We start from the raw sequence: 21,190 nt of genomic DNA on the forward strand, positions 1-21,190 counted from the left end.
TCGGCGATCCGAAGAAACGCGGAAATGCACGAGCGGTCGGTGCCGGGGTGGGCGCAAGGCCCCGCCGCGCCCCCGTCTCAATCCCTCAGCAGCTCGTTGATGGAGGTCTTCGAGCGGGTCTGCGCGTCCACCTGCTTGACGATGACGGCGCAGTAGAGCGACGGCACCGGCTGGCCGCTCGGGTGCGGCTTGCCCGGCAAGCTGCCGGCGACGACGACCGAATAGGGCGGCACGCGGCCGATGTGCACCTCGCCGGTGGCGCGGTCGATGATCTTGGTCGAGGCGCCGAGATAGACGCCCATGGACAGCACCGCGCCTTCACCGACGATCACCCCCTCGGCCACCTCGGAACGGGCGCCGATGAAGCAGTTGTCCTCGATGATGACGGGGTTTGCCTGGAGCGGCTCGAGCACGCCGCCGATGCCGACGCCGCCGGAGAGATGGCAGTTCTTGCCGATCTGGGCGCACGAGCCGACGGTCGTCCAGGTGTCGACCATGGTGCCCTCGCCCACATGGGCGCCGAGGTTGACGAACGACGGCATCAGCACCACACCCGGCGCGATATAGGCGCCGTGGCGGACGGTGCAATTGGGCACGGCGCGAAAGCCCGCCTCGCGGAAGGTGCCGGCGTGCCAGTCGGCGAACTTGGAGGGCACCTTGTCCCACCACGAGCCGCCGCCGGCGCCGCCCGAGATCACGCCCATGTCGTTCAGGCGGAAGGACAGCAACACCGCCTTCTTGAGCCACTGGTTGACGACCCACTCGCCATCGATCTTCTCGGCGACGCGGGCCGAGCCGCGATCGAGCAGCAACAGCGCTTCGTCGACCGCCTCGCGCACCTCGCCGGTGGTCGAAAAGCCGATACCGTCGCGCTTGTCCCAGGCGGCGTCGATGATCGAGGCGAGATAGTCGTGACGATGCATGGCGGCCCTCATTCTGTGGGCCGCTTGTCGTCGCGAAGACGGCGGCGAGTCAAGCGGAGAACCGCGGCCTCGCCGCGCCCGCCCGGCGCCTCAGCGCACGGGCGCGCCCATGGCCCACATCACGCCGAAGGGATCGCGCACCTGGCCGTAGCGGTCGCCCCAGAACATCAGCTGGACCGGCAGCACCACCTCGGCCCCCGCCTCGACGGCGCGCGCGAACCAGGCGTCGATATCGTCCACCTGCAGGTGCAGGGAATAGCCCTGGTGCTCCTTGAAGGGATGCCCGTGGTCTGGGTACGGGTCGGACAGCATGACCGAACCGCCGTTGACGTAGAGGTGGATGTGCATGGTCCGCCCCTGCTCGTCGAGCGGCTGGCGGAACGCCTCCTCGGCTCCGAAGGCCTTCTTGTAGAAGCTGGCGGCCTTATCGGCGCCCTCGACACAGAGGTACGGCGCCACGCCGCCGCGCACCTGGGCGGCGACGGTCCCCTCGGGCATGGCGTCGGCGGGACAGCTGGTGGTCTCGGCGGCATTGGTCGTCATGGTCGTCGTCTCCGGGCGCGTGGTGAGAATGCCGGCGGCTTCGGCCGGTCGTGAACGATGGTCACGCTCAAGGACGACCGCTGGAGGCGCTGGCCGACAGGCAGCCGCATTTTTTTAGGGCGACGCCCGCTCGGCACCGACGGCAGCGTCAGACCGCATGAGTTGGTCGAGGTGCATGCGGATATGGGCCGCCTCGGCCGCCGTATTGGCGAGCGCGATCGCCCGGCCGAACGCCTCCCTCGCCTCGGCCGTGCGGCCGAGCTGGGTGAGCAACGCGCCGCGCACGCCGTGAAAATGGAAGTAGCCGGCCAGCCGGTCCGCCAGCGGCTCGACCATATCGAGCCCCGCCTGCGGGCCCCTGAGCTTCATGACGGCGACGGCGCGGTTGAGCGTGACCACGGGCGAAGGCTGGAGGCGCTCCAGGAGGCCGTAGAGCAGGTCGATCTCGGCCCAGTCCGTATCCTGGGCTTGCTTGGCGCGGGCGTGCAGTGCGGCGATGGCCCCCTGCACCTGGTAGGGGCCGGGCCGGCGGTGCCGCACCGCCTTGTCGATCAACGCCAAGCCCTCGGCGATCATCTTGCCGTCCCAACGGCGGCGATCCTGATCGTCGAGCAGAATGATCGCGCCGGCCGGATCGAACCGCGCCGCGGCGCGGGCGTGCTGGAGCAGCATCAGCGCGGCCAATCCCATGATCTCCGGCTCGGCCGGAAACAGGCGCAGCAGCAGCCGGGCGAGCCGGATCGCCTCGTCGCAGAGCGGCGCCCGCGCCTGCGCCTCCGCCGCCGGGGCGGAATAGCCCTCGTTGAAGATGAGGTAGAGCATGGCGGCCACCGCACCGAGCCGCTCCGCCCGCTCGATGGCGCCCGGCACCTCGAAGGGCACGCCGGCCTTGCCGATGCGACCCTTGGCCCGCGTGATGCGCTGCTCCATGGCGCTTTCACCGACCAGGAAGGCTCGTGCGATCTGCCGGACCGAAAGGCCCGACACGATCCTGAGCGCCAGGGCGACCTGCTGCGTCGCCGGCAGATCCGGATGGCAGCAGATGAACAGCAGGCGCAGGATGTCGTCGCGGTAGTCGGCGGCATCGAGGCGCTCGACCATCGCACCTTCCGCATCCCCCAGATCGGAGACGGCGGCCTCGTCCGGCAGCTCGGTATGCCGCGCCCGGCGGCGCACGCCGTCGATGGCGACGTTGCGGCCGACGAAGATCAGCCAGGCGGCGGGATCCCGCGGCGGGCCGTTCTGCGGCCAGTTCTTCAGGGCCTTGAGGCAGGCCTCCTGGAAGGCCTCCTCGGCCACGTCCAGATCCCGAAAATAGCGCAGCAACGCGCCGACCGCCTGGGGGCGCGCCGCGGTCAGCGCCGCTTCGATCCAGGCCAGATCGCTCATCCGACGGAACCTCCAGGGCGAAACACGGAGACGGGGCGGATCTCGTAGGCGCCGCCGGGATTGGCGCGGCCGAGGTCGCGCGCGGTGTCGAGTGCCTCGTCGAGGGTCGCGCAGTCGACCATGTAGAAGCCGAGCAGTTGCTCCTTGGTCTCGGCGAACGGGCCGTCGATGACCAGCGGCGGCTCGCTATCCTTGCGCAGGGTCGTCGCCGCCGTCGTCGGCAGCAACCGCGCGACCGGGCCGAGGCGCCCCTGCCTGGCGAGCTTGTCCTCCACCGCCTGCACCCGGGCCATGACCGCGTCATCCTGTTCCTTGCTCCAGGAGCAGACGACGTCTTCACTGTGGTAGCAGAGGATGGCGTAGAGCATGACCGTTTACCGTTCCTTCATCCGCATGCGTGGCATCGGTCGCGGGCGGGTGCTCGCGATCGGCATGCGGAGCCTTTCCATAGCCGAGAGCGCATTCTGATCGCAAAATGGGTTCATACTCGGCCCGAATAGCCTGGCCTGCGACGCGCGACGCCTCGTAGCGCCTTGCCCTGTAGGACGAGCGACGGCGGCGGGCGCCGACAGCGCGACGGCAAGAAGTTCGCACCGATGCAACGCCTCGCCCGGGCAGCTACCGTGCGGCCCCGCCGTGGACCCTAAGGAATGAACATGGTCTTCGAGATGAGATTGCGCCGTCCGCTTCGCCATGCCGGCGCGGCGATCGTCTGCGCTGTCGCGCTGCTGGCCGGCGGTGCCCCTGCCGGGGCGCAATCGTCCCAGCCGAGCGGACCGCCCCCGGCGCCGCCGCCGGCGGTGGTGTTCCTGTGCGACGACGGCACGACGATCGTGGCGCGCTTTCCCGATACGGCGACGGCGCTCCTTCAGGTGGGGGACGACCGTTACGAACTGACGACGACCACGGCGGCCTCGGGCGTGCGCTATGCCGGCGCCGGCGTCGTATTCTGGACGCACCACGGCGACGCGCGCTTCGAGCGCCGCGCCACCAGCACCACCTGCAAGGGGCCGGGACACTGAGCGCATCGGCTCTCGCCGCTGCGAGCCCGGCCGCCGATGCACGCTCCGCATCGCTGCCCGTACGCTCGTGGCGGTCGCGCTTGCCACCAAAATTCGTTACGTGCGCTGGGATGGCCGCGGCCCAGACCGTTCGCCCGGCGCCGCGCAGGGAAGCAGACTGATGAAGCCTGAGACGATCGGCTTGAGCGACGGCACCGTGTCGGTGCTGCGGTGGGACGAAGCGGGCCCAGACGCGCCGCTGCTGCACATCGCTCACGCGACGGGTCTGAACGCACAGAGCTATCGCCAGCTCGGCGAGCGCCTGAGCGACCGCTTCCGCGTCATAGCCACCGACGCCCGCGGCCACGGCATGACGGACCTGCCGGCCGACCCCGCCCAACTCACCTCGTGGCTGCGTTACGTCGACGATCTGGCCGCGGTGCTGGAGACGTTCGGCGAGCCCGCCTTCCTGGTCGGCCATTCCATGGGCGCGGCGGTCACCCTGATGCTGGCCGCCACCCGGCCGGACCTTGCCCGCGGCGCCGTGCTGCTCGACCCGGCGGTCGTGCCCTACGCCCAGCTGGAGCAGCGCGAGCGGGACGCCCGAGTCGGCGTGCGCCTCGACGCCGAGATCGCGCGGACCGCCGCCCGACGCCGGGCCGACTGGCCGAGCCGGGACGCCATCCGCAAGGCCTACGACGGGCGCGGCATGTTCGCCTGGTGGCGCCCGGGCACGCTCGACGACTACCTCGACGGCGGCCTGCGCACGTTGCCCGACGGCCGGGTCACGCTGGCCTGCTCGCCCGCCTGGGAAGCGGCGACCTTCAACTCGGTGACGACGCAGCTCTGGCGACTGGCCCCTCAGTGCGAGGTGCCCGTCGCGCTGATGCGGGCCGACATCGCCAGCACCTTTGCAGCAGCCGAGGCGGAGGCGTTGCAGCGCTTGCTCCCCCACACCATCATCGCTCACGCCGAAGGACGGACCCACTTTCTGCCCCAGGAGGATCTGGACCTGGTGGCCGACTTCGTCCTCGAGCAATGCGCCCGCATGGAGCAGACAGAGCCCGTATAGCGCCGACCGGCGCGGCTCAGGGCGGCGAGACGAGGCCGCGCCGCAGTTGGTGGCACGCTATCAGCGCGAGGACGGCGGCCGGACCGGCAAGCGCAAGCACCATCCCGGCCGCCAGAAGAATGGCGGCGCCCAGCGCCGCGCCGAGCGCCAGGGCGAGCCAGGCCATTGCGTGCGGCAGCCAGGCGCCGATGCCGGCGCGGCCGAGCAGATGCCGGGCCAAGCCCTGCCCCAGCGTGACCAGCGTGCCAGTGACGAAGGTGCTGCCGATCCGCGCACCGGCGAGGGTGCGCCGCAGGTTGTTCTGCAGTCCCATGGCGAAGGCGAGCGGCAGCAGGCGCAACTCCGATACGCCATCGACGGCGACGGCGACCGCGGCACCGGCGAGCAACAATGCCTCCAGGCCGAGGATCGCCGCGTAGGACCACCGCGGGCTGGCCTCGACCATGGCGGTACCGGCCGCCACGCCAAGCACGAAGCAGCAGATCAGCAGCCCGGCGGCGGCCACGCCCGTCACGTTGCCGCCGGCGAGCGATGCGGCGAACTGCGTGGTGTTGCCGCTCATGAACGACACGAAGAGCCCGCTCAAGGAAAGGTAGCCGAGGGCGTCGACGAAGCCTGCCACGGCAATCAGCAGCAGGGGCAGGGCAAACAGTCGGGGCGACGGGCGCGGCGAGGAGGAACGGCTCGGCATGCAGCCGGTGTGGCGCGCGGGCGCGGCCGGCGCAAGCTGTGCGTCAGAGCGCGCTCCGGTCCGGCGGAGCCGCTTGATCGGATAAAAACGATCCGAATTCAACAGGCTATGAGAATTTCTGCGCCGTTGGATGAGCTAATCCAATGGCGCAATGTTCTAACTGAACTGCCGGATGAGAATGCGCACGGCGCCGATGCCGACGACGATGAACACGACGCCATAACCGATCAGCCACAGCCGCCGCTCGCGCCGGCTGGCAAAGCCGTCGCCGCGCCGCGGCCGATCCGGCGGCCCTGTCTCGCCATCATCCGATGCACCCGGCACGGCGTCCCCCGTGCGCGACGGCAGAGCGGATCACTCCGCCGCGTCGACGTAGAGCTTGCCGCCGCCGGCCGCGAACTCCTCGCTCTTGGTCTTCATCCCCTCGATCGCGGCACGCTCGTTGTCGCCCATGGCGGCGACCTCGGCGCGCAGGTCCTGGGTGATCTTCATGGAGCAGAATTTGGGCCCGCACATGGAGCAGAAGTGGGCAACCTTGTGCGCGTCCTTCGGCAGGGTCTCGTCGTGGAAGGCGCGCGCCGTGTCCGGGTCGAGCGCCAGGTTGAACTGATCCTCCCAGCGGAAGTCGAAACGAGCACGGGAGAGCGCGTCGTCGCGCAGCTTGGCGGCAGGATGGCCCTTGGCCAGATCAGCGGCATGGGCAGCGATCTTGTAGGTGATCACACCGGTCTTGACGTCGTCCCGGTTGGGCAGCCCCAGGTGCTCCTTCGGTGTGACGTAGCAGAGCATGGCGGTGCCGTACCAGCCGATCATGGCCGCGCCGATCGCCGAGGTGATGTGGTCGTAGCCCGGCGCGATGTCGGTGGTCAGCGGCCCCAGCGTATAGAACGGCGCCTCGCCGCACTCGGCCAGCTGCTTCTCCATGTTCACCTTGATCTTGTGCATGGGCACGTGGCCCGGCCCTTCGATCATCACCTGGCAGCCGCGCGCCCAGGCAATCTTGGTGAGCTCGCCCAGGGTCTCCAGCTCGGCGAACTGGGCGGCGTCGTTGGCATCGGCGATGGAGCCGGGCCGCAGGCCGTCGCCGAGCGAGAAGGACACGTCGTAGCGCCGCATGATCTCGCAGATCTCGTCGAAGCGCTCGTAGAGAAAGCTCTCCCTGTGGTGCGACAGGCACCAGCGGGCCATGATCGAGCCGCCGCGCGAGACAATGCCGGTGACCCGGCGCGCCGTCAGCGGCACGTGGGCAAGGCGCACGCCGGCGTGGATGGTGAAATAGTCGACGCCCTGCTCGGCCTGCTCGATCAGCGTATCCTTGAACACCTCGAAGTCGAGTTTGGCCGGATCGCCGTCCACCTTCTCGAGCGCCTGGTAGATCGGCACGGTGCCGATCGGCACCGGCGAGTTGCGCATGATCCAGCCGCGGATGTTGTGGATGTTGCGCCCGGTCGAGAGGTCCATGACCGTGTCGGCGCCCCAGCGTGTCGCCCACACCAGCTTCTCCACCTCCTCCGCCGCCGACGAGGTGACCGCGGAGTTGCCGATGTTGGCGTTGATCTTCACCAGGAAGTTGCGGCCGATGATGGTCGGCTCGAGCTCGGGGTGGTTGATGTTCGCTGGAATGATGGCGCGGCCGCGTGCGATCTCGTCGCGCACGAACTCGGGCGTGATGAACACCGGAATCTCGGCGCCGAAGTCCTCGCCGTCCGCCCGCCGTTCCGCCGCCCCGGCCGCCATCAGCTGGCGGCCGGCGTTCTCGCGGTGGGCGACGTAGATCATCTCCTCGGTGACGAGGCCGGCGCGGGCAAACTCGTATTGGGTGACGAGTTGGCCGGGCGTGCCCTCGAGCACGCGGCGTTCGGCCGGGCAGGTCGGCACCAGCTTGGCCTCCGAGACGCCGCCGTTGTCCTCGGGCTTGACGGCGCGGGGCTCGACCCCGGCAAAGCCCCGCTGCTTCAGCCAGGGCGCGCGGATCTGCGGCAGCCCACGCTCCAGGTCGATCGCCGCATCAGGGTCCGTGAAGGGCCCGGACGTGTCCGGCACGCGCACCGGCTCCTCCCCTGCCTCGGGCGCCAGGGGGATCTCGCGGAACGGCACGAGGATGTCGGGTCGCTCGAGCGGGCTGGTGTAGACCTTGTGCGACCCGGTGATCGGCCCCGTGGTCACGGCCGCCGGGCGGGCAGCTGCTTGGCCTTGCGGCGGCTTGGCGTGAATCGTCATGGCACTCTCCTGCGAGAGCATTGGCCTATCGGATAGGCTTATCCGATTGGCCGGGAATGCTCCAAATCGTTGAATTCGGAGCGCTTTATTCGCGATGGGAGGCTTCCCAACCGATCGCGAAGCGCTCCCGTGGCTGGACGACGGGTCGATCGACGGGTGGGATCGTGCGGGTGGGCGCGAAAATGGGGCGCGGTCACGTTCCTGTCCCTCCGCCGGTATGACCCGGATCAGGTTCGTAAGGGTCACCGCGGTGCCGTCGCTCGAAACCGAGCCAGGCGAGGCGGAATCTCAGCCCCCTCTCGGGGCCCCCCTCGGAATCGTTGCAGTGTGGGACCGGTGCCGGCACGTGTCAAATCGACGTCACGCCGCTTCGTGCTATGCCTGCGGCATGTCGAACGCCTTCAGCCTCGAGGGCCGCGTCGCCCTGGTCACCGGCGCCGCCCGCGGCCTCGGCCGCGAGATCGCCCGCGGGCTCGCCGCGGGTGGCGCCACCGTCCTGCTCAACGGCCGCGACGCGGTCGCCCTGGAGGCGGCGGCCGCCGCCCTGCGCGCCGGTGGCGACACGGCCCACGTGCTTGTCTTCGACATCGCCGAGCGCGACGCCTCGGCGCGCGCCCTCGCCGACGTTGCGCGCCGCTTCGGGCGGCTCGACATCCTCGTCAACAATGCGGCCATCCGCGACCGACGCCCGCTCGACGAGGTCGAGCCCGGCGCCCTCGGCCGGATGCTCGGCGTCAACCTGGAGGCGCCATTCGAGCTTTGCCGCGAAGCGGCGCAGCTGATGCGGCCGCGTCGGTGGGGACGGATCGTCAACATCACCTCGATCGCCGGCGCCATCGCACGCCCCGGCGATGCCCTCTACGCGACAGCCAAGGGCGGCCTCGACGCCATGACACGGGCGCTCGCGGCCGAGTTCGGGGCGCACGGCATCACCGTCAACGCAGTGGCTCCGGGCTACTTCGCCACCGAGGCGAACGCGCCCATGGTCGCCGACGCCGCCAATGCGGACTGGCTCGCCCGGCGCACGGCGCTGGGGCGCTGGGGCGAGCCGGCCGAGATCGCCGGCGCCGTCGCCTTCCTCGCATCGCCCGCCGCGTCCTACGTGACGGGGCAGAGCCTGGCGGTCGACGGGGGCTATCTCGCCCACTTCTGACGTCCGCAGACGGAGCGCGCCGCGCTTGCGCCGAAACATGGCATGCAGTCGAGCGGAAGGGCCTAACGGCCTGTAGGCCGTGATGGAATCGTCATGCAATTCGATCAAAGATCGATCCGAGCCTTCGGCCTAGGCCGCAGCCGCCGGCATGCTTGTGCGTCGCGGTCGGCATCTCGGAGGATTTTTGGATGTCTTGCCCCGGTGTGCCTGCCGCAGCCACGATTCCTCCGGACATCCGGCCATGAACATCAACACCCCCCTGCCGGCTGGAGAGCAGACGAAACACAGGACGGTTCAGGACTACATCGACGAAACGCCGATGTGGGCCGACGGCACGGCCGTCACGGCGACGCCGATGACGCCGATGCAATGGCGCATCTGGAGCCTCGCCGCGGCCGGCAAGTTCTTCGAGGGCCTGGTCGTCTTCATGACCGGCGTCGCGCTGCCCCTCATCGCCCAGGAATTCTCGATCACGCCCGCCCAGCACGGCCTGGTGGGCGCGGCGAGCCTGTTCGGCATCCTGATCGGAGCGCTCGCCCTCGGCGGCCTCTCGGACGTCTTCGGCCGCAAGTTCATGTTCATCGCCGAGATGCTGATCTTCATGGTGTTCCTCGTGCTGCTCTCGATCAGCCCGAGCTTCCCGTGGCTCATCGTCTTTCTGTTCGGTGTCGGCTTCGCCCTCGGCTGCGACTATCCCACCGCACATCTGATCATTTCCGAGAGCATCCCGAGCAACAGCCGCGGACGCCTGGTGCTCGCCGCGTTCGCCTTCCAGGCCGTGGGCGCCCTTGCCGGAACGGTCATCGGCTACATCATCCTCAAGAACATCAGCGACGTCACCTCATGGCGCTGGATGTACGCCACGGCGATCATCCCGGCGGCCGTCGTGACGGCCGGCCGCTTCTTCATCACCGAGAGTGCGCCCTGGCTGTTCGCCAAGGGGCTCGTGGACCGGGCCGAGCACGAGGTGAGACGACTGCTGGAGCGCCAGCCGCCCTACCCAAAGACGGTCGAGCTGTCCCGCCGTCACCACCATGCGGCGCACGGCCACGAGCCCGCGCACTACGGCGTGCTGTTTCATGCCAAGAATCGGCGGGCCACCATCCTCGCCTCGGTGCCCTGGTTCCTGCAGGATCTCGGCACCTATGGCATCGGCATCTTCACCCCGACCATCCTTGCCGCCTCGCTCGGCCACGCCACCGGTCAGGTGCGCAACCTTGCCGACCTGCTGAACAACGACATCCTGGCGGCCAAGGGCGCCGCCCTGATCGACGTGCTTTTGATCTTTGGCATTCTGTTTGCCGTCGTGCTGGCCGACCGGGTCGGCCGCATCCCGCTCCAGGTGATGGGCTTCGTCGGCTGCGCGGCCGGCCTGCTGCTGGCGTCGTTCTCCGTGGACTATACCGGGACGACCTCGACGCTGCTGATCTTTGCCGGCTTCATGCTGTTCAACTTCATGACCAACCTCGGTCCCAACGCGCAAACCTACCTGCTGGCCGGCGAGGTGTTCCCCACCCATGTGCGCGGCAAGGGGGCGGGCTTTGCCGCCGCCTTTGCCAAGACCGGAGCCGTGATCACAGCCTTCCTGTTCCCGATCCTGCTCGCCGACATCGGCACCAAGAACCTGCTCTACATCCTGGTCGGCACGTCCCTGCTCGGCGCCCTCGTCACCTGGCTGTGCCGCATCGAGACGACCGGGGTCAACCTGGACGAGATCGGGCGGTAGGGTGCTTCGCGGTTTCGCCCGCCCGGAGCGCACCTTAGCCCTGCGCGGTCACCACCCAGGTGCCCGAGCCGAGATAGACGCCATCAGGCCGGGTGTGAGCGGCGAGCACGTCCCGCACGGCCTCGGTCACCTGGGCCGTCACCGACGGCTGCTCGCGCAGAAGACGGGCCAGCGGCCCGATTTGCAGGGCCAGATGCAGCGCGCGATCGGGCGCGTGGCCGCCGATCGGCTCGTCGTGCGGGGTCAGCGCGATATCGGTGAAGCCGGCATTGGCCAGAATGCCCTCGACCCGCTCCGGATCGGCGAAGGCGAAGGGGCCGGGTGCCAGGGGGTCGGCCTTCTCCGGCGGCACCGGAAACAAATCGACGGCAGCCCTGTAGGGCGCCATCAGGCAGGGATTATCGGTCGGCTTGCGCCAGCACAGGAAGGTGAGCCGCCCGCCGGGACGCAGCGCCGCCCGCAGATTGGCGAACGCCGCCACCGGGTCCGCGAAGAACATCACGCCGAAGCGGGAGAAGACGGCGTCGAACGCGCCCCGGTCGATCGCCCGGGTCTGCGCGTCGGCCTCGATGAAGGAGACGCCTGCGACCCTCTCCGCCGCAGCCCGGCGGCGCGCCACGGCAAGCATCGGCGCCGAGATGTCGAGACCGACGACCGTGCCCCCCGGAGCGACCCGGGCGGCCAGTTGCAACGTGGTGTCGCCGCAGCCGCAGCCCACGTCGAGGATGCGCTCGCCCGCCTGCGGCGCCAGCGCGGCGATGGCGGCGGCGCTCAGCGGTGCCAACTGCCGGTCGATGTCCTCATGCAGGGAAGTCCACGACTCGGCCGCCGGCGAGGCGTTCCAGTAGTCGCTCTGCTCCGCATTCGGGTCGCCGTCCGCGCCCTGCTCAGCAAACGTGGTCACCATGCTGCCCTCCCCGATGCGCGGGTCGGGCTCGCGGCCCGCTTTCGTGCGATCTTAGGCCGACTTGTCGATCACGCCCACGAGGAAGTTGGCCAGATCGTTGGTGATATAATCCACGTGCGGGGCGACCACCGGCTCCTGCTCGAAGGCCTCGCGGAACGGATCGACCGTCTTGGGCACTACCAGCGTCGTCGTCATGCCGATGGCGTGCGGCACCATCAGATTGACGGCCATGTCCTCGAACAGCGCCGCGCGGGCCGGATCGATGCCGTGCCTGTCGAGGAACAGATCGTAGGCCCGCTGCTCCGGCTTCGGCACGAAACCGGCAGCGGCGATGTCGAAGACGTCCTCGAAATGCTCGCGGATGCCGAGCTTGCGGCAGACATTCTCCGCGTGCTGGCGCGAGCCATTGGTGAGGATGAGCTTGCGGCCCGCCAGTGCGGCGATGGCGTTGCTCAGCTCGGCGTTCGCCTCGAGCAACGTGAGATCGACTTCGTGGGCGAAGGCCAGGAACTCCTCCGCGTCGATGCCGTGCTCTGCCATCAGGCCGCGCAAGGTCGTGCCGTAGCGGTGATAGTAATATTTCTGCAGTGCCTGCGCGGAGAGACCGTCCAGTCCGAACAGTTCGGCAACGTAAAGTGTAATGCGCTGCCCGACCTGCGGCCAGACCTGCGCCTCATGCGAATAGAGCGTGTTGTCGAGGTCGAATATCCAGGCATCGACATGCGCAAAACCGCGCGGCGCGATCTCGACCAAGTCTTCAGTCGGCTTAATCAGCTCGTTCATACCATGCCGCCCAGAAGCGGAGGGGCGGAGATAATCCCTCCGGCGCGATCCTGCAAGGGTTGCGCTGGCGGAGAGCACACGCCGCCGTCTTGACCGGGCTGCATCCGGCCAAGGCGACGGCCGCGTTCCGGGGCGATGGGCGGCCGGACCAAGCCCGGCCACGGCGCCGATGGCAAGGCGAGACGTGCATGAACCGGAGTTGCCGGTCTCGTCTCGCACCTGTGGACCGGCCATCGCCCGACGAGCGCCCGCGTCAGCGGTACTTGGGCTCGTCGTACCAGGGGAAGTAGGGCGGCATGTCGCTCGACACCTTGTCGGTGAAGTTCGGCTGCCGCTTCTCCAGGAAGGACGTCACGCCCTCCTTCACGTCATTGCTCTTGCCGCGATGGAAGATGCCGCGACTATCGACGCGGTGGGCCTCCATCGGGTGATCGGCGCCCAGCATGCGCCACATCATCTGCCGCATCAGGGCGATCGAGACGGGCGCCGTCTTCTTCGTGTACTCCAAGGCCAGGGCGCGGGCGGTGGGGAGCAGGTCGTCCTTGGGCACCACACGCTTGACCAGGCCGCCCTCCAGCGCCTCCTGGGCGGAGAAGACGCGGCCGGAATAGGCCCAGTCCGCCGCCTGCTGGATGCCGACGAGGCGCGGCAGGAACCAGCTCGAGCAGGCCTCCATGACGATGCCGCGCTGGGAGAACACGAAGCCGAAGCGCGCGTCCTCCGAGGCGATGCGGATGTCCATGGGCAACTGCATGGTGGCGCCGATACCGACCGCCGGGCCGTTCACGGCGGCGATGACGGGTTTCAGGCTGTTGAAGATGCGCAGCGTCACGCGCCCGCCGCCGTCGCGCGCCGCCTCGTGCGACACGTCCGGCTGACCATCCGCTCCGAGCGGAATAGGCTCGCGGTCCGCGCGCGAATTGCGGTCGAAGGTGGCTCCGCCCGCGGCCAGGTCGGCACCGGCACAGAAGCCGCGGCCGGCGCCGGTCACGATGACCGCCTTCACCGCATCGTCCGCATCCGACTTGTCGAACGCGTCGATCATTTCGTACATCATCTCGCCGGTGAAGGCGTTGAGACGGTCCGGGCGGTTCAGCGTCAGCGTCAGGATTCCGTCCGACAGCTCGGTCTGGATGGTGGAATAGGCCATGCTCTTCCCTGCGTTTTCTCCCGCCGCACGTGGCGGCCTCCCAGGATCTTTTGGCAGATCAAGCGTTAGATAGGAAGGCGCCCGTGGCGGTGCCGCGCGCGGTAGCTGCGCGATGGGCTCATGACTGCCGAGCGGCTGCGCCTGGGTGGCGAGCGCCTCGATCTGACCGCTGATGTCCAACGTGTCGGTCAGCGAGCCGACCCGACCCCGAGGTCGGTCGATGCTCGCGGTGGGGCGGCTTCAGCCGGCTGCATGAATGTGCGCTCGGTGGCGACGGCCTGTGTTTTCAAGGCGGATCGTCAGGCGCATGAGACCGTCTCGTCACACGAGCCGCGAGCGCGATTCAAGCCTTGATACGCCAGGATTGTAAAAGGCGCATTATTTTGCCAGCCTTCTGACCGTTCACGCGAACCCGCTCCTCCTCGGCCTCGGCATGGTCAACTGGACAGCGCATGGGAGAGACAACGGTGACGCGGCTCGAACGTATGGTAGGATCGCCTCTGAGTACGGACGTCGGTCTGGAGATCGGCCCGCGCGATGCGCCGCTTCTCCACAAGCCGCATCATAATGTTCGTTATGTCGACTATGCTCCCACCGAGATAATAAAGGCAAGCCAGTTCGACCCCTCGGTGAAGATAGAGAACATCGTCGACGTAGACATTGTCTGGGGAGATGTTCGTCTACGTTCGACCGTTGGAGAACCCGTCGATTACGTTGTGGCGAGCCATGTCATCGAGCATGTTCCGGACCTAATAGGGTGGCTGATTGAAATCGCCGAGGTCCTTCGTCCCGGCGGAACGCTCGGCCTCGCCATCCCGGATAAGCGCTTTACCTTCGATGCTTTGCGGCAGGTGAGCACCCTGTCTCAGGCCGTCGAGGCCTACCTGCTGCGGTCGAAACAACCATCGCTCCGTCAAGTGTTCGATACGGCCGCCCTTGGGGTCGCAATCGATCTCGCGGAGGCATGGGAGGGGCGGCTCGACCCGAGCGCCCGCCGAAGCGAGGTGCTGAGCAGGTTGCAGCCTGCACTTCAGCTCGCCACGTCACTTCACGAGTCGCCGCGCTACAACGATGCACATTGCTGGGTATTCACGCCAGCGAGCTTCCTTGATCTCGTCGAGGAGTTCGCCACGCTGGGCCTCTTCCCGTTCATGATCGCGGATCTCGAACCAACCCGCCGTGGCGCGCTGGAATTCCTGGTCCGGCTCGAACGGCCGGGCAGCGCCTCTGACGATGCCATATTCATGTCCATCGAGATGGCCCGATCGCGACTTGCATCTGCCCCTGGGGTGGAGGCCGGCAGGGAAGAAGCCGAGAAGGCGGAGGCCGAAAGAGGGAAGGTCGAGAGAGAGCACCGAACTGCGCTCGAACAAGCTCGGCTTGAGATCCACCACCTCAAGACGCAAATTGCTGCACTGGAAGCATCGACCTCCTGGAAGATTACCGCCCCGCTCCGCAAGATGGGACGCGTGCTAAGACGCAAGAGCTAAGGCATGATCCCAAAAAGTGGCTACCGGATTTTCGTCGGGATCATGCCCAGAGACTTAGGGCGGGATTATTCAACGTAAGATCATCCCGCTCTGGTCTAGTCGGCTGCCTCGGCTTGTTCCCGGGCGAGGGCATCCGTGGGGACCACGTGCTCGGCCAGCCCATCTCGGGGCGTCCTGGGCCGAATTGGCGCGGCCGGAGGAGACCCTCCCATGGCCTGCTGGACGGCTATCGGACGCGGCAGAAAACGAGCTTGCCCTTGCCTGCCTTCCATCCCCGCCGTCTCAAGGCCGTCTTTTGGCCGCTGCTCGCGGATCAAGCGTTAGATCGGAAGACTTCCTTGGCATAGCCGGTTCGTGGTAGCTGCGCGACGAACTCATGACTGAAAACCGGTAAAGGGAGGAGCCCATGAACAGCGATTTCGATCTGACCGGCCGTGTGGCCGTGATCACCGGCGGCAACGGCGGCATCGGCCTCGGCATGGCGGATGCCCTGGTGCGCGCCGGCTGCACCGTGTCGATCTGGGGGCGCAACGAGGAGAAGAACAAGAAGGCGCTGGAGCAGCTTAAGTCGCATAACGGCGGCAAGGCCGAGGCGCGCGTCTGCGACGTGACCAAGCGCGCCTCCATCGAGGACGCCATGAAGGCGACGCTGGATGCTCAGGGCCGCGTCGACGGTTGCTTCGCCAACGCGGGCATCGGCGGCGGCGGGCGCCGCCCGTTCATCGATCGCAGCGAGGACGAATGGCGCACCATGTTCCAGACCAACCTGGACGGCGTCTTCCATGTCTTCCAGGTGGCGGCCCGGCATATGGTCGAGCGCGCCAAGGCCGGCGACCCGTTCGGCCGGCTGGTGCCGACCTCCAGCCTCGCGTCGATCTTCGGCACCGCCCAGAACGAGCACTATGCGGCGACCAAGGCCTCGCTCAACGCCCTGTCCCGGGCGCTCGCCGTGGAGCTTGCCCGCTACGGCATCACCGCCAACTCCATCCTGCCCGGCTGGATCCGCAGCGACATGACGGCAGGCGTGCTGGGTAACGACAAATTCGTCAATGCCGTGCTGCCGCGCGTGCCCGTCCGCCGTTTCGGTGAACCGTCCGACTTCGGCGGCATCGCCGTCTACCTGATGAGCAAGGCCTCGTCCTACCACACGGCCGACACGTTCGTAATCGACGGCGGCTACACGGCGTTCTGAGCAGGCGGATCCTGGACGGGACGCTCGCCACCGGCCCGTCCAGGCTCTCAGAGCCTGTTTGGAAATGTCGGGCGGGTCGGTCCGACGGGTCTTTTCACGCTCTGGAGCGTCGGCGATCTTGCCAATATCGACCGATATCGGCTGCGATCGCCTCCTGCCAGCGCGCGAAAATCCCTCGCCGGCCCTCCGCCGCCGAATTCCCAAACAGGCTCTCAGCTCTTCTTGCCGGCGTCGGCGACAGGCTGCGGCGCGGTCTTGGTGGCGACACGCACCTTGTCGCCCGTCGCCATTGTCTCCAACGGCCCGTTGACGATGCGCTCGCCCGGCGAGATGCCCGTCAGGATTTCCACGTCGCTGCCGATGTCCTGGCCGATCTTCACCGGCTTCAGCACGATCGCGTCGGCGTCGTCGACGGTCGCCACCCGGATGCCGTGCTCGCCGAAGATCAGCGCGGTTGCCGGCACGCGCAGGGCATCGGGGTTCGGACTGATGTGGAAGTGGACCTCCGCGTAGGTCCCGGGCCACAACTTGCCGTTAGGATTGTCCGCCTCCAGCTGCACCAAGGCGGTGCGCGATTCCAGCGTGATCGCATTCGCCGTGCGCACAAGGGTCGCTTCGAAGTGCCGGCCCGGGTACTGAATGAGGTCGAGCGTCGCCTTGGTGCCCGGCACGAGCCCCGCCACATAGGCCTGCGGCACGCGGACGTAGACCCGGACCTTGTGGATGTCGGCAACCTGGAACAGGGCGGTGCCCGTCGTTCCGCCCGCGTTCACCAGCGCGCCGATGTCCAGCGAGCGTACCGTGACGACCCCGTCGAAGGGCGCGACGAGCGATTTGAAGGCGACCAGCGCCTCGATGCGGGCGAGGTTGGCGCGAGCCGAGTCGAGCGTCGCCTTCTTGGCGCGGGCATCGCCCATCTTCTCGTCGTCGGTCTGCTGCGACACGATCTGGCGCCCCACGAGGGCGTGGTAGCGCCGCGCCGTCGCCTCGGCGAGGACGAAGTTGGCCTCGGAGGTCGCCACGTCGGCCTTGGCCTGGGCGTATTGCTGGTCGAGCTCGGGCGTGTCGATCGTGGCCAGCACGTCGCCCTTCCTCACCCTGTCGCCAATGTCCTTGTTGAAGCCCCTCACGTAGCCGCTGGCCCGCGCGTAGATCGGCGCTGAGGAGAACGCTTCGATGTTGCCGGGCAGCACCAGCTCCTGGGCGCCGCTGCCGCGCTGCGGCGTCACCAGCTCGACCGACGGCACCGCCTGCTCGCGCGTCCAGCTGGCCAGCTCCTGCTCCGTCTTGGCGCGGCCACGGATGCCGCTGACGGCGACCACCGCCGCTCCGGCGACGACGGCAACGCCGATCAGCAGCAGGCGTCGCGGCCTGGGCTCGCGGACGTCGGGATCGCGGACGTCAAGTCCGTCGGTCTGGGGCATGTTGCCACCGGGCGCGCGCGCTTCGTCCGGCTTCACTTCGTCGGAAGACATTGACGGCTCCTTGGCGGCGGAGGCGCGGACGGCACGAGCGCCGCACCGTTCGATCCCGTGCCCGTGCTGATGGGTCGGCGCGTCATGCGGGCGCCGCGCCGTCGGCAAGACGTGGCTGCGCCTCGGCCTTCCTGGCGTGATCGCGCGCGTGGACGAGACTGAACAGGGCCGGCACGAAGAACAGGGTGGCGAAGGTGGCAAAGACGAGGCCGCCGATGACGGCGCGGCCCAGCGGTGCATTCTGCCCCGGCTCGATCGCCATGGGCGCCATGCCGATGACCATCGCCAGGGCCGTCATCAGCACCGGACGGAACCGGGTCGAGCCCGCCGCCAGCGCGGCCTGGAACGATGTCATTCCCGTCGCCAGCTGATCGCGCGCGAAGCTGATCACCAGGATCGAGTTGGCGGTCGCCACGCCCATGCACATGATGGCGCCGGTCAGGGCCGGCACGGATAGCGTCGTGCCCGTCCCGAACAGCATCCAGACGATGCCGGCGAGCGCGGTGGGCAGCGCCAGCACGATGACGAAGGGGTCGAGCCAGGACTGGAAGTTCACGACGATCAGCAGGTAGATCAGCACGATGGCGAAGCCGATGCCGATGAACAGCTGCTGGTAGGCGGACAGCATCGTCGCCACCTGGCCGCGCAGCACCATGCGCGAGCCGCGCGGCAGCTGCGGCGTCATCTCGTCCATGATCGTGCGCACGTCGGTGGCGACGGCGCCGAGGTCGCGCACCGTCGGCGTGCCGTAGATGTCGATGACGGGCTGGATGTTGTAGTGGCTGATCACCGCATTCGACGAGGTGGGCTCGAAGCGGGCCAGGCCGCCCAGCAACTGGGAGTTGCCATTGGCGGCGAGCGGCAGGTTGCGCAGGCCCTCGAGGCGGTCCATGGCGTATTGGGGCGTCTGGATCGACACCGGGTAGGAAACCTGGTTGTCGGGATTGAGCCAGTAGATGGGGTTGGTCTGGCTGCTTCCGGCCAGCGTCTGGAGCATGCTGGTCGCCGCATTCTGCTCGGTCAGCCCAACCAGGCCGGCGAGCGTGCGGTTGAAGCCGACGTAGAGCGTCGGCTGCTGGAAGGCCTGCTGGACGCGGACATCGGCCAGGCCCGTCACCGTGCGCATGCGCGACGCCAGTGTGTTCGCGAAGGCGCGGTTGGCCTCCAGGTTGGGCCCGGCGATCTGCAGGTCGATCGGCGCGGGCGAGCCGAAGTTGAGGATCTGCGAGACGATATCGGCGGGCAGGAACGAGAACACCGTGCCTGGGAACTGCCGCGGCAGCTGCTCGCGCAGGGTGCGGACGTAACCGGCGGTCGGTCCGTGCTCCTCGTTCATGCTGATGAGGATGTCCGCATCGCCGACACCGATCGTGCCCGAGTTTCCGTACGCAACGTTGATGCCGCTGATCGGCAGCCCGATGTTGGCGACGATGCTGCGCAGCTCGACGGGCGGGATGACGGCGCGGATTGCCCCCTCGATGCGGCTGGCGAGCGCCGTCGTCGCCTCGACCCGCGTGCCGGTCTGCGCCCGGATGTGCAGCTTGATCTCGCCGGAATCGATATCGGGAAAAAAATTCGAGCCGAGGTACGGCACCAGCGCGAACGAGCCGCCGGAGACGACGAGGAAGCCCACGTTCAGCCAGACGCGCTTGCGCAGGCCCAGATGCAGCAGCCCGACATAGCCGCTGCGGATCGCCTCGAAGCCGCGCTCGAACGCCCGCTGGAAAGCGACGAGCGGGTTGCGGCTGGACTTGGCCGGCGCCTCGCCGTGAGCGCCGTGATGGCCTTGGTTCCTGAGCAGGAAGTTGGCCATGGTCGGCACCAGGGTGCGCGACAGGATGTAGGACGCGATCATGGCGAAGACGACCGCCTCGGCCAGCGGCCGGAACAGGTAGCCCGCCACCCCACCGAGGCCGAACATCGGCACGAAGGCGATGCAGATGCAGAGCAGCGACACGGTCGCCGGCACGACGATCTGCTGCGCGCCGTCGAGGATCGCCGTCTCGATCGGCTTGCCCTGCTCCATGTGCCAGTTGATGTTCTCGATGGTCACCGTGGCATCGTCGACCAGAATGCCGACGGCGAGCGCCAGCCCACCCAGCGTCATCACGTTGATGGTCTCGCCCAGCATCGACAGCACGGTGATCGAGGCCAGGATGGCGAGCGGGATCGACACGGTGATGATCAGCGTGGAGCGCCAGCTGCCCAGGAAGATCAGGATCATCAGCCCGGTGAGCGCGGCGGCGATGATGCCTTCGCGAATGACGCCGGACACCGCCTCCTCGACGAAAGCCGACTGGTCACCGACCAACTTGAGGTCGAGCCCGGGCGGCAGGATCTCCTTCACCGCCGGCAGCGCCGCCTTGATGCCGGCGATGATGTCGAGCGTCGAAGCCGATCCCGTCTTCAGGATCGACATGAGCACGCCCTTCTGGCCGTCGAGCTGCACCACGTTCATCTGCGGCGGGCTCGCGTCGTGCACGTTGGCCACGTCGCGCATGTAGACGACGGTGCCGTTGACCACCTTGATCGGCAGGTCCCTGAACTCGACGAGCCGCTTGGGCGCATCGTTGAGGCTGATGGTATATTCGAACTTGCCGATCTTCTGGGTGCCAACCGGCGTGATCAGGTTCTGCACCGTGAGCGCCTGCACCACGTCCTGGGCGGCGAGGCCGTAGGAGCGCAGCGCGCTCTGGTCCAGATCGATCTGCATCTGCCGGCTCTTGCCGCCGTACGGATACGGAAGGGCGGCGCCGGGCACCGTGACGAGCGGCGGCCTGATGACGTTGAGCGCCGTGTCGGCCAGGCGCTGCTCCGACAGGGTCTTGCTCGACAGCGCCACCTGCAGGATCGGAACGCTCGACGCGCTGAAGTTGAGGATGATCGGCGGCGTGATGCCGGCCGGCATCTGCTTCAGCACCGTTTGCGAGATCGCGGTAACCTGAGCATTCGCCGTGTTGATATTGACGTTTGGCTGGAAGAAGATCTTGACGATGCCGTAGCCGGCAAGCGACTGCGACTCGATATGCTCGATGTCGTTCACGGTCGTCGTCAGAGAACGCTCGTAGACCGAGATGATCCGGCCGGACATTTCGTCCGGCGGCAAGCCGCTGTAGCTCCACACCGCGGCGATGACCGGAATCTTGATGTCGGGGAAGATGTCGGTCGGCGTGCGCAGCGCCGCCATGACGCCGAAGATCATGATCAGCATGGCCATCACGACGAACGTGTAGGGCCGTGCCAGGGCTAGCCGGACAATTCCGATCATCGGCGCTGGGCTCCGCGCGCAGGGCCGCAGGCCCGCCGCCGCTGACGACGCACCGCAGACCCGCTCTCGCTCTTCGACGATGGCCGAGTGCCGGCCACCGCCGGCCCTCTATGGCGCCCACAACTGCGGCGTTGCAACGGCGAAGCCGCTCGGGCCAGGCAGGCGAGCCAGTCACTCAGCGCATGGCTCGGCCGCCGGCCTATGCCG

18 protein-coding genes and 1 riboswitch are annotated in these 21,190 nt (G+C 68.0%); of the genes, 6 read left to right on the forward strand and 12 right to left on the reverse strand.

What is annotated here, in order from left to right; translation table 11 throughout:
• Positions 1-77: 77 nt before the first annotated feature.
• The 4 genes from dapD to IEW34_RS21000 all read right to left on the reverse strand — a co-directional run bounded on the left by dapD (position 78) and on the right by IEW34_RS21000 (position 3,223).
• Positions 78-923: a 2,3,4,5-tetrahydropyridine-2,6-dicarboxylate N-succinyltransferase gene (gene dapD / locus IEW34_RS20985; protein ID WP_188611191.1), complete on the reverse strand. Its 846-nt coding sequence runs from the start codon at positions 921-923 to the stop codon at positions 78-80.
• 90 nt (positions 924-1,013) lie between these two features.
• Complete coding sequence (locus tag IEW34_RS20990) at positions 1,014-1,421, reverse strand: VOC family protein (protein ID WP_188611500.1); 408 nt, start codon at positions 1,419-1,421, stop codon at positions 1,014-1,016.
• A 159-nt stretch (positions 1,422-1,580) separates the two neighbouring features.
• On the reverse strand, positions 1,581-2,855 hold the full coding sequence (locus IEW34_RS20995; protein WP_188611192.1) for an RNA polymerase sigma factor: 1,275 nt from the start codon (positions 2,853-2,855) through the stop codon (positions 1,581-1,583).
• The gene (locus tag IEW34_RS21000; protein ID WP_188611193.1) at positions 2,852-3,223 is read right to left on the reverse strand and encodes a YciI family protein; all 372 of its coding nucleotides are present in this window, start codon (positions 3,221-3,223) and stop codon (positions 2,852-2,854) included. Before IEW34_RS21000 ends, IEW34_RS20995 begins: the two co-directional genes overlap by 4 nt.
• A gap of 282 nt (positions 3,224-3,505) precedes the next feature.
• Here IEW34_RS21000 and IEW34_RS21005 point away from each other — a divergent pair, with 282 nt between their 5' ends.
• A complete protein-coding gene (locus tag IEW34_RS21005; RefSeq protein WP_188611194.1) occupies positions 3,506-3,877 on the forward strand; it encodes an MliC family protein in 372 nt (123 codons plus the stop codon).
• Between the two features lie 160 nt (positions 3,878-4,037).
• Positions 4,038-4,928: an alpha/beta fold hydrolase gene (locus tag IEW34_RS21010; RefSeq protein ID WP_188611195.1), complete on the forward strand. Its 891-nt coding sequence runs from the start codon at positions 4,038-4,040 to the stop codon at positions 4,926-4,928.
• A gap of 16 nt (positions 4,929-4,944) precedes the next feature.
• Here IEW34_RS21010 and IEW34_RS21015 read toward each other — a convergent pair whose 3' ends face one another.
• The 3 genes from IEW34_RS21015 to thiC all read right to left on the reverse strand — a co-directional run bounded on the left by IEW34_RS21015 (position 4,945) and on the right by thiC (position 7,839).
• Complete coding sequence (locus tag IEW34_RS21015) at positions 4,945-5,619, reverse strand: YoaK family protein (RefSeq protein ID WP_188611196.1); 675 nt, start codon at positions 5,617-5,619, stop codon at positions 4,945-4,947.
• A gap of 156 nt (positions 5,620-5,775) precedes the next feature.
• Positions 5,776-5,943 carry a hypothetical protein gene (locus tag IEW34_RS21020; protein ID WP_188611197.1) on the reverse strand — a complete coding sequence of 56 codons (168 nt, stop codon included), beginning with the start codon at positions 5,941-5,943 and terminating at the stop codon, positions 5,776-5,778.
• Between the two features lie 30 nt (positions 5,944-5,973).
• Complete coding sequence (gene thiC, locus IEW34_RS21025) at positions 5,974-7,839, reverse strand: phosphomethylpyrimidine synthase ThiC (protein WP_188611198.1); 1,866 nt, start codon at positions 7,837-7,839, stop codon at positions 5,974-5,976.
• Between the two features lie 187 nt (positions 7,840-8,026).
• Positions 8,027-8,161: riboswitch (TPP riboswitch) on the reverse strand.
• Positions 8,162-8,227: 66 nt separating this feature from the next.
• Here thiC and IEW34_RS21030 point away from each other — a divergent pair.
• Both IEW34_RS21030 and IEW34_RS21035 read left to right on the forward strand, forming a co-directional pair.
• Positions 8,228-8,992: an SDR family oxidoreductase gene (locus IEW34_RS21030; RefSeq protein ID WP_188611501.1), complete on the forward strand. Its 765-nt coding sequence runs from the start codon at positions 8,228-8,230 to the stop codon at positions 8,990-8,992.
• A gap of 241 nt (positions 8,993-9,233) precedes the next feature.
• Positions 9,234-10,718, forward strand: a complete 1,485-nt coding sequence (locus tag IEW34_RS21035) for an MFS transporter (protein WP_244642119.1) — start codon at positions 9,234-9,236, stop codon at positions 10,716-10,718.
• A gap of 34 nt (positions 10,719-10,752) precedes the next feature.
• Here IEW34_RS21035 and IEW34_RS21040 read toward each other — a convergent pair whose 3' ends face one another.
• From IEW34_RS21040 to IEW34_RS21050, 3 genes are all read right to left on the reverse strand, one after another.
• The gene (locus IEW34_RS21040; RefSeq protein WP_188611199.1) at positions 10,753-11,625 is read right to left on the reverse strand and encodes a class I SAM-dependent methyltransferase; all 873 of its coding nucleotides are present in this window, start codon (positions 11,623-11,625) and stop codon (positions 10,753-10,755) included.
• Between the two features lie 51 nt (positions 11,626-11,676).
• Positions 11,677-12,408, reverse strand: coding sequence for a pyrimidine 5'-nucleotidase (locus tag IEW34_RS21045; protein ID WP_188611200.1), 732 nt, complete (start codon positions 12,406-12,408; stop codon positions 11,677-11,679).
• Positions 12,409-12,661: 253 nt separating this feature from the next.
• A complete protein-coding gene (locus IEW34_RS21050) occupies positions 12,662-13,558 on the reverse strand; it encodes a crotonase/enoyl-CoA hydratase family protein (RefSeq protein ID WP_188611201.1) in 897 nt (298 codons plus the stop codon).
• A 467-nt stretch (positions 13,559-14,025) separates the two neighbouring features.
• Between IEW34_RS21050 and IEW34_RS21055 the strand changes: the two genes are divergently transcribed.
• Entirely contained in the window at positions 14,026-15,048 is a 1,023-nt protein-coding gene (locus IEW34_RS21055; protein WP_188611202.1) for a methyltransferase domain-containing protein, read from the forward strand.
• A 406-nt stretch (positions 15,049-15,454) separates the two neighbouring features.
• The gene (locus IEW34_RS21060; protein WP_188611203.1) at positions 15,455-16,240 is read left to right on the forward strand and encodes an SDR family NAD(P)-dependent oxidoreductase; all 786 of its coding nucleotides are present in this window, start codon (positions 15,455-15,457) and stop codon (positions 16,238-16,240) included.
• 212 nt (positions 16,241-16,452) lie between these two features.
• Here the strand turns inward: IEW34_RS21060 and IEW34_RS21065 are convergent, their stop codons facing one another.
• Complete coding sequence (locus IEW34_RS21065; protein ID WP_188611204.1) at positions 16,453-17,715, reverse strand: efflux RND transporter periplasmic adaptor subunit; 1,263 nt, start codon at positions 17,713-17,715, stop codon at positions 16,453-16,455.
• Between the two features lie 82 nt (positions 17,716-17,797).
• Positions 17,798-20,983, reverse strand: a complete 3,186-nt coding sequence (locus IEW34_RS21070; RefSeq protein ID WP_188611205.1) for an efflux RND transporter permease subunit — start codon at positions 20,981-20,983, stop codon at positions 17,798-17,800.
• Between the last annotated feature and the right edge of the window lie 207 nt (positions 20,984-21,190).

This window comes from Chelatococcus reniformis (genome assembly GCF_014640075.1).
Lineage (GTDB): Bacteria > Pseudomonadota > Alphaproteobacteria > Rhizobiales > Beijerinckiaceae > Camelimonas > Camelimonas reniformis.

What these genes read in the sequence shown, in the direction of transcription:
- dapD (WP_188611191.1), bottom strand. Translation starts at nt 923, where the DNA reads ATGCATCGTCACGACTATCTCGCCTCGATCATCGACGCCGCCTGGGAC.
- IEW34_RS20990 (WP_188611500.1), bottom strand. Translation starts at nt 1,421, where the DNA reads ATGCCCGAGGGGACCGTCGCCGCCCAGGTGCGCGGCGGCGTGGCGCCG.
- IEW34_RS20995 (WP_188611192.1), bottom strand. Translation starts at nt 2,855, where the DNA reads ATGAGCGATCTGGCCTGGATCGAAGCGGCGCTGACCGCGGCGCGCCCC.
- IEW34_RS21000 (WP_188611193.1), bottom strand. Translation starts at nt 3,223, where the DNA reads ATGCTCTACGCCATCCTCTGCTACCACAGTGAAGACGTCGTCTGCTCC.
- IEW34_RS21005 (WP_188611194.1), top strand. Translation starts at nt 3,506, where the DNA reads ATGAACATGGTCTTCGAGATGAGATTGCGCCGTCCGCTTCGCCATGCC.
- IEW34_RS21010 (WP_188611195.1), top strand. Translation starts at nt 4,038, where the DNA reads ATGAAGCCTGAGACGATCGGCTTGAGCGACGGCACCGTGTCGGTGCTG.
- IEW34_RS21015 (WP_188611196.1), bottom strand. Translation starts at nt 5,619, where the DNA reads ATGCCGAGCCGTTCCTCCTCGCCGCGCCCGTCGCCCCGACTGTTTGCC.
- thiC (WP_188611198.1), bottom strand. Translation starts at nt 7,839, where the DNA reads ATGACGATTCACGCCAAGCCGCCGCAAGGCCAAGCAGCTGCCCGCCCG.
- IEW34_RS21030 (WP_188611501.1), top strand. Translation starts at nt 8,228, where the DNA reads ATGTCGAACGCCTTCAGCCTCGAGGGCCGCGTCGCCCTGGTCACCGGC.
- IEW34_RS21035 (WP_244642119.1), top strand. Translation starts at nt 9,234, where the DNA reads ATGAACATCAACACCCCCCTGCCGGCTGGAGAGCAGACGAAACACAGG.
- IEW34_RS21040 (WP_188611199.1), bottom strand. Translation starts at nt 11,625, where the DNA reads ATGGTGACCACGTTTGCTGAGCAGGGCGCGGACGGCGACCCGAATGCG.
- IEW34_RS21045 (WP_188611200.1), bottom strand. Translation starts at nt 12,408, where the DNA reads ATGAACGAGCTGATTAAGCCGACTGAAGACTTGGTCGAGATCGCGCCG.
- IEW34_RS21050 (WP_188611201.1), bottom strand. Translation starts at nt 13,558, where the DNA reads ATGGCCTATTCCACCATCCAGACCGAGCTGTCGGACGGAATCCTGACG.
- IEW34_RS21060 (WP_188611203.1), top strand. Translation starts at nt 15,455, where the DNA reads ATGAACAGCGATTTCGATCTGACCGGCCGTGTGGCCGTGATCACCGGC.
- IEW34_RS21065 (WP_188611204.1), bottom strand. Translation starts at nt 17,715, where the DNA reads ATGTCTTCCGACGAAGTGAAGCCGGACGAAGCGCGCGCGCCCGGTGGC.
- IEW34_RS21070 (WP_188611205.1), bottom strand. Translation starts at nt 20,983, where the DNA reads ATGATCGGAATTGTCCGGCTAGCCCTGGCACGGCCCTACACGTTCGTC.